Genomic DNA, 10,786 nt, shown 5'->3' with positions numbered 1-10,786 from the left:
GGGGGGGTTATCCCTTCTTCTCCCCTTCCAGCAGGCCGGGGCCCAGACGCCGGGAGCGCTCATAGCTCTGCTCTATCTCCCAGTCCTTGATTTTGGCTTCGTTGCCGCTGAGCAGGATGTCGGGCACACGCCAGCCTTTGTATTCTGCCGGCCGTGTATAGATAGGCGCTGAGAGCATGTCGTCCTGGAAACAGTCCGACAGAGCGCTCTGCTCGTCGCCCACCACGCCCGGCACGATGCGTACCACGGCATCCGAGATGATGGCAGCAGCCAGTTCGCCACCGGTGAGCACGTAGTCGCCCACCGAGATTTCGCGGGTGATGAGGTGGTCGCGCACGCGCTGGTCTATACCCTTGTAGTGGCCACACAGGATGATGAGGTTCTGCTTGAGCGACAGGTCGTTGGCCACATGCTGGTCAAATTGCTCGCCGTCGGGGGTGGTAAAGATTACCTCGTCATAGTCTCTCTCGGCCTTGAGGGCGCTGATGCAGCGGTCTATGGGCTCTATCTGCATCACCATGCCGGCAAAACCGCCGTAGGGATAGTCGTCCACGCGGCGCCATTTGTCCTTGGTGTAGTCGCGCAGATTGTGCAGATGTATCTCAGCCAGTCCCTTCTTCTGGGCACGTGCCAGGATAGATTCGTGAACAAAGCCCTCGAGCATTTCGGGCAGAACGGTAATGATATCTATTCTCATAGTGTCTATTTCTCTGAATTTCATCTACAAAGTTACGACAATTTTGCCAACCATCTCTTATATTTATGCTCTTTTTCGTACCTTTGCACTATCTTTGGACTATTTTTATAAACATGTATCATATGAAACAGAGATTACTTATGCTTGCAGCCTTCACCGTGGCTGCCGTTTCTGGCTTCGCACAGAATGTCCAGTTGCATTATGATTTGGGTCGCTCGCTTTACAATGACCTTTCCGAGCGTCAGAGTGTAACCACCACTATCGAGTTGTTCAAGCCCGACCGTTGGGGTAGCACCTATTTCTTCACCGACCTCGATTATGAGAGCGACGGAGTGATGGGCGCTTATTGGGAGATTAGCCGCGAGTTCAACCTTTCTGCCAACAAGCAGTGGGCTGCCCATGTAGAGTACGACGGTGGTGTAAGCACCGGCCGTATGGACAACAGTTATTATGGCAACCGTTTCCAGCAGGCGGCTCTCCTTGGTGGTGCGTGGAACTGGCATAGTGCCGACTTCTCCCGCACATTCTCGCTGCAGGCTATGTATAAGTATTATTTCAAGAATGCTCACAAAGACATGCGTGCTTTCAACAGTTTCCAGGCTACAGCAGTTTGGGGCATCAATTTTGCCAAGGGTCTTTGCACCTTCAGCGGTTTTGCCGACCTCTGGTATGACCAGAGCGTGCGGGGTCACTACATTTTCCTGAGCGAACCCCAGTTCTGGGTTAACTTGGACAAGCTCAAGGGATGGGATGATGTCCATCTGAGTCTTGGTAGTGAGGTCGAGCTGTCCAACAACTTCGTGTGGAACAACCAGGGTGAGAACAATAAGTTCTATGCCATCCCCACGGTGGCAGCCAAGTGGACTTTCTAAACTTGGAGACCATATACAGAGAGCGGCTGACGGGTTATATGCCTGTCAGCCGCTCTCTTTTGCTTCATGCAGTGTCTATCCGAAACGCTCGACGAACTCGTCTTCACTGATAATGGGGATGCCCAGCTCCTGGGCTTTCTTGTTCTTGCCCGACTGAGAGGTTACATCGTTGTTGATGAGGTAGTGGGTCGAGCGACTTACGCTACCTGTAACCTTGCCGCCTTGACTCTCGATATAGGCCTTGAGCTCGTTGCGGTTTTTGTAGTGGTGCACATCGCCGGTCACTACGAATGTCATTCCCTCGCAACGGGCGCCGGCTGGCGCGGTGGCATCTGCCTCGATTTCTATCTCGGCGAGCAGACGGGTCACCATCCTGCTGTGCGTGGGATTGTGGAACCACTCCACTACAGCAGCCGATTTCTCGGGGCCTATGCCGTCGATGTGGGCAAAGTGTTCAGGGTTGTCGGTCTGAGAGGACTCGGCTACCAACTCTTCGAAGGTGTATGCGGCGAGTAGACGCTTGCACACGTCGGTGCCGCATAGAGGTATGCTCAGAGCGTATAGCAACTGGCGCGCCTTGATCGTGCGTGCTTTCTCTATGCTGCGCAACAGGTTGCTTACTGACTTGCGCCCGAAGCCTTCCATCATCGACAGCTCCAGCGCATGCTCGTCCATGTGGTAGAGGTCGGCATATTCGCTCACCCAACCCAGGTTGATGAACTTGGCGATGGTCTGTTCGCTCAGTCCGTCGATGTTGGCACCAGCCTTGGAGACAAACCGTGCAAACTTGCGCAGCTGTTTGGCGGCGCAGTCGGCATTGGTACAGTGCAGCGTGCGTGTGCCGCTTGCACTCTCGGTCACCTCGGTGGGTGCGCCGCATACGGGGCAGGTGGCGGGGATGTCGAGTGTGCCCACGGTCTGTATCACCTCTATCACCTTGGGGATAATCTTGTTGGCCTTGATTACCGATAGGGTAGTGCCGGGGCCGCCTATGCCCAGGCGTTCGCACTCGCTGATGTTGCAGAGCGAGGCGCGCTTCACGGTGGTGCCCTCGAGGCTTACGGGAGTGAAGACCGCCACGGGCGAGATGGTCGATGCCGCGCACGACCACTCGATGTGGTCCAGCTGGGCCTGCGCACTCTCGTCCTGCCACTTGAAGGCGTAGCCGGCGCGGGTGGCGTGGTGCCCCGTGACCGAACCGGTAGAGGCATAGACCGTGTCGTCATAGACGATTACCAGGCCGTCTACCGGGAAGGGGCATTCTCCGCTGGTGACCTTGTGGGTCCAGCCATCGATGCTGTGGTCTATGTTGTCGAGGGTGGGCGTGGCTATCAGCTCGCGCTCCACGGTGGTGAAGCCCAATCGGTCCAACAGCACCATGCGGTCGCCCCACGAACCGACAGCCTCGTCGGTATAGACCAGCGTAAAGGCTATCCACTGGATGTGGCGGCGGCTTACCTCGTTGATGTCTTTCAGCGTGAGCGAGCCCGAAGCCAGGTTGCGGGGGTTGGCATACTCTTCGTCGCTCTCCATATTGAATATCTCAAAGTCCTTGTAGGATATTACCGCCTCGCCACGTATCACGAGGTGGCCCTGATGGTCTATGTGCTGGGGGATGCCGCTGATGGCTGGCGCCAGGTGGGTGATGTTGGTGCCGGTATGACCGTTGCCGCGCGTCACGACCTTGCTGAGCAGTCCCTCGTCGTAGGTCACCACGAGGGTGAGGCCGTCGAGTTTCCACGACATCCAGATGGGGCGCTCCTCGGCCCACTTCACCAGGTCGGCAGGACTCTTGGTCTTGGCGAGCGACAGGGCGGCAAACTCATGGTCTTCCTTCTTGCCGGCGATGTTGTCTTCTGACACCTTGGCAGTGGGCGAGCCGTCGAGCGTGATGCCCGTGAGCGTCTCCATAGCCTTGAGCCGGTCGAAGAGAGCATCCCATTCGTAGTCGGTCATCAGCTCTTCCCTGCCATTATAGTAGGCTGCAGACGCCGCATTGAGCTGTTCTATCCACTGGCGCATCTGTGCCACGCGGCTGTCATTATTCTGTTCCATAGTCTTACCTTATTTATATATATAGTAGCTTCCGTCGGTACCGTCGCAGTAGTCGCGCGCCAGCTGGAGGATGTACTCGGCATTGGCGCGCACGTCGGCCTCGCAACCGTCATACCCGTTGATGAGCACCACGAGGTGGGTGGTGTTGTCGTCTATCTTGGTGCGCTCGTTGTCGGAGGTGGGAGTGCCCACGCCACCCACGGCGTCGCGATAGACGGGTAGACCCTCGATGTTGATGGTGCCGCGGCCAATGCCCTCGTAAGGTTCGCCGGCACGGCCCACACCCAGGGTGAGCGTGTCGCCCTCAAACTTGTCGGCGTCGAAACCGCCAATGCTGTAGCCATAGCGTATGCTCGCCAGATTGACAAGGTCTACCAGCGTATTGATTTGGTAGAGCTGCTTGCCTTGGAGGATGCGGCGGATGAGGGCTTCGGCAGCAGGACGGTAGCGCGACGGGTCTTTGCCGCAGGCACGGTAGACCTGTCGGGTGGCTGCTATGCCCGTAATGTCTTTGAGCGTCTCGGTCGTCAGGGTCTGCCTGAACTCCTGGCCCAGTCGGTCTATCTCGCCCCAGAGTCCTGCTGAGTATGGGCTGTTGTGTACGTATATCTCTACATGTGCTCCCACAAACTCGGGGCACACGCTTTCTATCTCGTCAGATACTATTATGCGCATGGTGATACTGTTGGTTACTATGTTGCGAAATTACGAAAAAAATAAGACATAGATGTAATTTGTCGGCAAAAACTTGGCGACATCCCTATGAAGCGGCGCCATCATGGCAGTTGTAGCCAAAGCGCAGGAGCATGAAACGATGTGGAGAACTGTGCCCCACGAAAGCATCGGAATATCCTGATTTCTGCCCGTGATGCAGTGGAAACTGATTGCGAACTGCGAAACGGTAAAATCGAAGTGCGAAATGAAGAAATCATGGTTGGAAATCCAGAAATCAAACCACGCAATTATTTTTAAGTTCATCAGCATGGTTTTCATTCCGCCGACTATCGGTCAGAAGATGCCCCCACGGGAGACCACGTGGGTGAAAAAGGTGGCGTGAATGGCGGCCGATGCAGGCTCGATGTGCTTACAAATCGTAAGTGAAAGGATAAAGTTTGAAAAAAAACGAAGAAAAATGTTTGGAGAATGTGATTATTTATTATATTTGCAGCAATTAATCAATTAAAAACCAATATAATCATGAAAATCGGTATTCCAAAAGAAATCAAGAACAACGAGAACCGAGTGGGTATGACCCCCGATGGCGTGGCCGAACTGGTAAAACACGGGCACGAAGTGTTTGTACAACATACAGCCGGCGATGGCAGTGGCTTTGCCGATGCGGCGTACGAGAAGGTGGGTGCCAAGATACTGCCCACCATCGAAGCGGTGTATGATGTGGCTGAAATGATTATAAAAGTCAAAGAGCCCATCAAGCCCGAATATCCTCTGCTGAAGCATGGACAGTTGGTATTCACCTATTTCCACCTGGCTTGCGATTTGGAATTGACCGAGGCCATGGTCAAGAGCGGTGCGGTGTGTCTGGCCTACGAGACGGTGCAGACAGCAGACAAAAGGTTGCCTCTGCTGGTTCCGATGAGCGAGGTGGCAGGCCGCATGGCGTCAATCAACGGTGCCTACTATCTGCAGAAGACCAAGGGCGGAAAGGGCAAGCTGATGGGTGGTGTGCCCGGCGTGAAGCCCGCCAAGGTGCTGGTACTTGGTGGTGGCATCGTGGGTGAAGCGGCTGCGCGCATGGCTGCCGGAATGGGTGCAGAGGTGTATATCACGGACATCAGTCTGCCTCGTCTGCGCCAGTTGGACGCCGAACTGCCCGCCAATGTGCATACGCTATACTCGACCGAGCACAATATACGCAAGGAGTTGAAGGATGTGGATATCGTAGTAGGTTCGGTACTGGTGCCGGGCGACAAGGCTCCGCACCTCATCACCCGCGACATGCTGAAGGAGATGGAACCTGGAACGGTGCTGGTGGATGTGGCTATAGACCAGGGCGGCTGCTTTGAGACTTCGCATCCCACAACACACAGCGACCCCGTATACGAGGTGGATGGCATCGTACACTATGCCGTGGCAAATATTCCCGGCGCAGTGCCCAATACGTCGACCGCCGCTCTGACCAATGCTACGCTGAAGTATGCCTTGGCTCTGGCAGACAAGGGTTGGAAGAAAGCATGTCGTGAAGACGCGGCTCTGTATAAAGGCCTGAATGTGGTAGAGGGCAAGATAACCTTCAAGGCTGTGGCCGATGTATGGGGTATGCCTTATGAACCGGCTCAGGTAGATTAACTCCTAATGGGTGGCTTGCCACCAAGCAGTCATAGATTTCCGGCCCGCTACGTAACTGTTGGTAGTAGGGTCGGAAATTGTTATTCCGCAGAACGTGGTGACGGGGATGGTGCTTATGCCGCCATTGAACTCGCTCAGGTCGGTATACACGGCATTGGTGTGGGTGTGGTAGGGCACAAGTCGCTTGACCAGATAGTCAAACTGGCTGCGGTCATTGGCATCGCAGAGGTCATCGATGTAGCTCTTCATGTCAAAGAAAATGGTCTGTGCCATACCGTCGAGTTTCTGCAGACGGTCGATATGGGTGGCATCAAAGGTGTAACGGCCGTTGATGTCTTTCATCCACGCAGCCATAGCGTCCATCTGTCGGCAGTCTATCACCGAGAGCGTGCCGTAGGGATAGGTGTGCTGGGTGTAATAGGTATGAAACTCGTTGACAATGGACTGATAATCGGGGCTGTTGGCAGCCAGGTGGCGCCAGATGCGGTAGTAAGGCAGTCCGTCGGCCATAATCTCTGAGGTGGAGGCGATGATATGGTCGGTGGCGTCCTTCAGGTCGTATGCCACTTCGACTCCCGCCATGTAGCAGTCGTCGAAGGCGATGAACTGAAGGGGCATGGCTGCTCGCTTGATGCCTTCGGCAAGGTCGGAGAGCTCGGTCTGATACTTGGCGTCGATTCCGCCAAACGAGCGGCTACGGTAATAGTCCTTGACACCGCTTGGAATCCATCCGTTGCCATGGCATCCGATGACCATGGCATATCGGGGAGCCGGGGCGGCGGTCTTGACATCGCCTAAGAGCGCGGCTATGCCCGAGGCACTGGTGTAGTCGTAGGCATTGTAACGCTTGAGCGTGTCGCGGACGCACTGGTTGCCCTGATACCTGATTTCTACCAATGCAGAGTAGGTAGGCGACTGCGAGATGAAAGTGAGCAGGCGCGTATTGCCCATCCCGCCCTGTTGGCGGATGGCCCTTTCTATATTCTCAATGTTGTTGATAAAGTACGAATATAGATTGCGCTGGTAGGGAGGTTGGCCAGTAGACGACCAAGGGAGGTAAAGAAAAAGCGTTTTCTGGGTCTCTGGCGGTGTCGGAGCATTGTCGTCGCTACAAGCGGTAAACAACAGGGTCACGAAACACACACACAAACCGAGAAAACGCTTCATAATGATTAAGTATTTAATGAGTTCTATTTCTTTCTGAGCTCAGCAATCGACTCCTGGAGTGCTGCAATCTTCTCGAGCGAGTCGCTCTCCTTCTTGCGCTCCATGGCTACGACAGCCTCGGGGGCATTGGCGACGAACTTCTCGTTGGCGAGCTTCTTGCGGATACCCATGAGGAAGCCTTCGAGGTGCTTGAGCTGTGCCTCGGCCTTGGCTATCTCGGCCTCGACGTCGATGAGGTCGCCCAGAGGTACGGCAAACTCGTGAGTGCCCACCATAAAGGCGCTGGCACTGGCATCCTTGTCGCTCACTACATCGATGCTGCTGAGGTTGGCCATCTTGGTGATGACTGCGTTGTAGGCAGCGAAGGCGTTGGTGCCGATGGCCTGCAGAGCCAACTGCTCCTTGGGCGCAATGTTCTTCTGATTGCGTACCATGCGCACACCGCTTACTATCTGCTTCACCTCCTCAATCTGCGAGATGAGGGTAAGTTCGGCCTCGGTGGGAGCGGAAACCTCCAGCGCGTCGCGCATGATGCTCTCGCCATCCTTGCGGTCGTAGATGTGCTGCCACAGCTCTTCGGTGATAAACGGCATGAAGGGGTGCAGCATCTTGAGCAGTGTCTCGAAGAAGCGCAGTGTCTTGTCGTAAGTGGCGCGGTCGATGGGCTGGGCTTCGCCATTGATGTAGGCGGGCTTGACCATCTCGAGGTACCAGCTGGAGAACTCATCCCAGAACAGGCGGTAGATAGCCATCAATGCCTCGGAGATGCGGTACTTGCGGAAGAGGTCGTCGACCTCCTCGTTGGTCTGCTTGAGCTTGGCGTCGAACCACTTGGTGGCTATGCGGCTTGCCTCGGGCTGCTCGCCGTCGGCAACGGTCCATCCCTGAACCAGACGGAAGGCATTCCAAATCTTGTTGTTGAAGTTGCGGCCCTGCTCGCACAGGCTCTCATCGAAGAGGATGTCGTTGCCGGCGGGGGCGGAGAGCATCATGCCCATGCGCACGCCATCGGCGCCGAACTTCTCGATAAGTTCGATGGGGTCGGGAGAGTTGCCGAGACTCTTGGACATCTTTCGGCCCAGCTTGTCGCGTACGATACCGGTGAAGTAGACGTTCTTGAACGGTATCTTGCCGGTGTACTCCTCGCCAGCCATAATCATGCGGGCTACCCAGAAGAAGATAATGTCTGGTCCGGTAACCAGGTCGCTGGTGGGGTAGTAATAATTGAGCTCCTCGTTGCCTGGGTTGTTGATGCCATCAAAGAGGGAGATGGGCCACAACCATGAAGAGAACCATGTATCGAGTGCATCTTCGTCCTGTTTGAGGTCATCAGCGGTCAGAGCGGCATTGCCGGTCTTTGCCTGAGCCATCTTCAGCGCCTCGTCGGCGGTCTCGGCTACCACGAAGTCTTCTTCGCCGTCGCCATAGAAGTAGGCGGGTATGCGGTGACCCCACCACAACTGGCGCGAAATGCACCAATCCTGGATGTTGTCGAGCCAGTTCTTGTATGTAGTCTTGTATTTGGCGGGGTAGAAGTTCATCTCGCCGTCCATAACGGGAGGCAGGGCGATGTCAGCGAAGTGCTGCATGCGAAGGAACCACTGTAAGGAGAGGCGTGGCTCTATCGCCGTGTCGGGGTTTCGCTCTGAATAGCCCACCTTATTATTATAGTCTTCGATGCGTTCCATAAGTCCGGCGGCCTGAAGGTCCTTCGCAATCTGACGACGACAGTCAAAACGGTCCATGCCGACATACAGCGGAGACGCCTCGGAAATGGTGGCGTCGGCATTGAAGATGTCGATGGTCTCGAGATGGTGTGTCTTGCCCAGCATATTGTCGTTGGTGTCGTGTGCAGGGGTAACCTTCAGACATCCTGTACCAAACTCTATGTCTACATAGCGGTCCTCGATGACGGGGATGACACGTCCCACGAGTGGTACGATAACCTTCTTGCCTCTAAGCCATTGGTTCTTGGGGTCTTTGGGGTTGATACACATCGCGGTGTCGCCCATGATGGTCTCAGGGCGCGTGGTGGCTACCACTGCATAGTAACCCTTCTCGTCCTTATGGATGACATTGCCTTCGGCTGCTTGGTCAATATCCGAGCAATCACAGTCAGGAGCAATGTAATATTTAAGATTATAGAGCTTGGACTGCTCATCCTTGTAGATAACCTCCTCATTGCTGAGTGCAGTCTGGGCTTTGGGGTCCCAGTTTACCATGCGTAGTCCGCGGTAGATAAGTCCCTTGTTGTAGAGGTCAACAAAAACTTTGATGACGCTTTGAGAGCGCTTCTCATCCATGGTGAATGCGGTGCGGTCCCAATCGCATGATGCACCCAAACGACGTAGCTGCTTGAGGATAATGCCACCATGTTCGTTGGTCCAGTCCCAAGCATGCTTCAGAAATTCATCGCGGGTGAGGTCATGCTTCTTAATACCTTGTTCAGCAAGTCTCTTCACCACCTTGGCTTCAGTCGCTATCGAGGCGTGGTCGGTTCCAGGTACCCAACAAGCATTCTTGCCTTCCATGCGGGCGCGTCGCACCAGAATATCCTGGATGGTGTTGTTGAGCATGTGACCCATGTGTAACACGCCAGTTACATTGGGAGGTGGGATGACAATGGTGTATGGTTCTCTTCCGTCTGGCTTGCTGCTGAAGAGTTTGTTGTCAAGCCAGTACTTGTACCATTTCGACTCCACTTCACGTGGGTCGTACTTACTTGCTAATTCCATATTTTTCGGATTAATAATATCATGTTAAAAAAATCATTGCAAAGTTACAAGAATTTATTGAAATTTACTTACTTTTGCATAGAAAAAATATAACAATGAATACGAGAGAAGCTAAAATAGAAGCCTTTGGCCACCTGCTTGATGTCCAGGAGCGCCTTCGTAAAGAGTGTCCCTGGGACCGCAAACAGACGTTTCAGAGTCTGCGTCCCAATACCATTGAAGAAACCTTCGAGCTTGCTGACGCATTGATGAACAATGACATGCATAATGTGAAAAAGGAGCTTGGTGATGTCATGGAGCATGTGCTGTTCTATGCCATTCTTGGAGATGAATCCGGCGAATTTGACATCGCTGATGTTTGCAACCAAGAGGCTCGCAAGCTGATGTTCCGTCATCCATTTATAGATTGGACGGGATGGCGGGATGATCCGAAGGCGGACTCGGGCGACATGCCGCACAACAGCGAGGAGGTGGAGCAGACTTGGGAACAAATCAAACAAAAGGAAAAGGACGGCAACAAGACCGTGCTTTCCGGTGTGCCAGCCTCGCTGCCTTCGCTCATCAAAGCCTACCGCATCCAGGACAAGGCCCGCAATGTGGGCTTTGACTGGCAGAAACGTGAAGATGTTTGGGATAAGGTGCGGGAAGAACTCCACGAGCTTGAGGTTGAACTCGCCAAGGACGACGCTATCAACTCTGAAAATGAACTTGGTGATTTCCTCTTCAGCATCATCAATGCTGCTCGCCTCTATCATCTCAATCCCGACAACGCGCTCGAGCAGACCAACCAGAAGTTCATCCGCCGCTTTGGCTACGTAGAGCAGAAGGCCAAAGAGGCTGGAAAAGAGCTCAGAGATATGACTCTCGGGGAGATGGATGACCTCTGGAATGAAGCTAAGTGTCAGGAACGTAAGAATGATAGTCAATACAATAAGAGTGATAACCAATAAAAG

General features: G+C 54.2%; 9 protein-coding genes. 3 read left to right on the top strand and 6 right to left on the bottom strand.

Features of this window, described 5'->3' with window-relative positions:
- Positions 1 to 7 precede the first annotated feature (7 nt).
- Entirely contained in the window at positions 8 to 697 is a 690-nt protein-coding gene (trmD, locus tag CIK94_RS07490; RefSeq protein WP_094422352.1) for a tRNA (guanosine(37)-N1)-methyltransferase TrmD, read from the bottom strand.
- Between the two features lie 122 nt (positions 698 to 819).
- Between trmD and CIK94_RS07485 the strand changes: the two genes are divergently transcribed.
- A complete protein-coding gene (locus tag CIK94_RS07485) occupies positions 820 to 1,569 on the top strand; it encodes a DUF5020 family protein (protein WP_094422350.1) in 750 nt (249 codons plus the stop codon).
- A gap of 75 nt (positions 1,570 to 1,644) precedes the next feature.
- Here the strand turns inward: CIK94_RS07485 and ligA are convergent, their stop codons facing one another.
- From ligA to CIK94_RS14050, 3 genes are read right to left on the bottom strand one after another with little or no spacing between them, the layout of a single operon-like run.
- Positions 1,645 to 3,624, bottom strand: a complete 1,980-nt coding sequence (gene ligA, locus CIK94_RS07480; protein ID WP_254046162.1) for an NAD-dependent DNA ligase LigA — start codon at positions 3,622 to 3,624, stop codon at positions 1,645 to 1,647.
- Positions 3,625 to 3,633: 9 nt separating this feature from the next.
- Positions 3,634 to 4,299, bottom strand: coding sequence for a B3/4 domain-containing protein (locus CIK94_RS07475; RefSeq protein WP_094422289.1), 666 nt, complete (start codon positions 4,297 to 4,299; stop codon positions 3,634 to 3,636).
- Between the two features lie 30 nt (positions 4,300 to 4,329).
- The gene (locus CIK94_RS14050; protein ID WP_144008124.1) at positions 4,330 to 4,617 is read right to left on the bottom strand and encodes a hypothetical protein; all 288 of its coding nucleotides are present in this window, start codon (positions 4,615 to 4,617) and stop codon (positions 4,330 to 4,332) included.
- A gap of 204 nt (positions 4,618 to 4,821) precedes the next feature.
- Between CIK94_RS14050 and ald the strand changes: the two genes are divergently transcribed.
- Entirely contained in the window at positions 4,822 to 5,931 is a 1,110-nt protein-coding gene (gene ald / locus CIK94_RS07465; protein WP_094422287.1) for an alanine dehydrogenase, read from the top strand.
- Between the two features lie 3 nt (positions 5,932 to 5,934).
- Here the strand turns inward: ald and CIK94_RS07460 are convergent, their stop codons facing one another.
- Together CIK94_RS07460 and CIK94_RS07455 are read right to left on the bottom strand one after the other, a co-directional pair.
- Entirely contained in the window at positions 5,935 to 7,098 is a 1,164-nt protein-coding gene (locus CIK94_RS07460; RefSeq protein WP_094422285.1) for a clostripain-related cysteine peptidase, read from the bottom strand.
- A 23-nt stretch (positions 7,099 to 7,121) separates the two neighbouring features.
- The gene (locus CIK94_RS07455) at positions 7,122 to 9,833 is read right to left on the bottom strand and encodes a valine--tRNA ligase (protein ID WP_094422283.1); all 2,712 of its coding nucleotides are present in this window, start codon (positions 9,831 to 9,833) and stop codon (positions 7,122 to 7,124) included.
- A 95-nt stretch (positions 9,834 to 9,928) separates the two neighbouring features.
- Here CIK94_RS07455 and mazG point away from each other — a divergent pair, with 95 nt between their 5' ends.
- Positions 9,929 to 10,783: a nucleoside triphosphate pyrophosphohydrolase gene (gene mazG, locus CIK94_RS07450; RefSeq protein ID WP_094422281.1), complete on the top strand. Its 855-nt coding sequence runs from the start codon at positions 9,929 to 9,931 to the stop codon at positions 10,781 to 10,783.
- The last annotated feature ends 3 nt before the right edge of the window (positions 10,784 to 10,786 follow it).

It is taken from the genome of Prevotella sp. P4-51 (assembly GCF_002251455.1).
Taxonomy (GTDB): Bacteria; Bacteroidota; Bacteroidia; order Bacteroidales; family Bacteroidaceae; genus Prevotella.
Note: the sequence above shows the minus strand (reverse complement) of the source record. Positions and strands in the feature narration are given on the sequence as shown.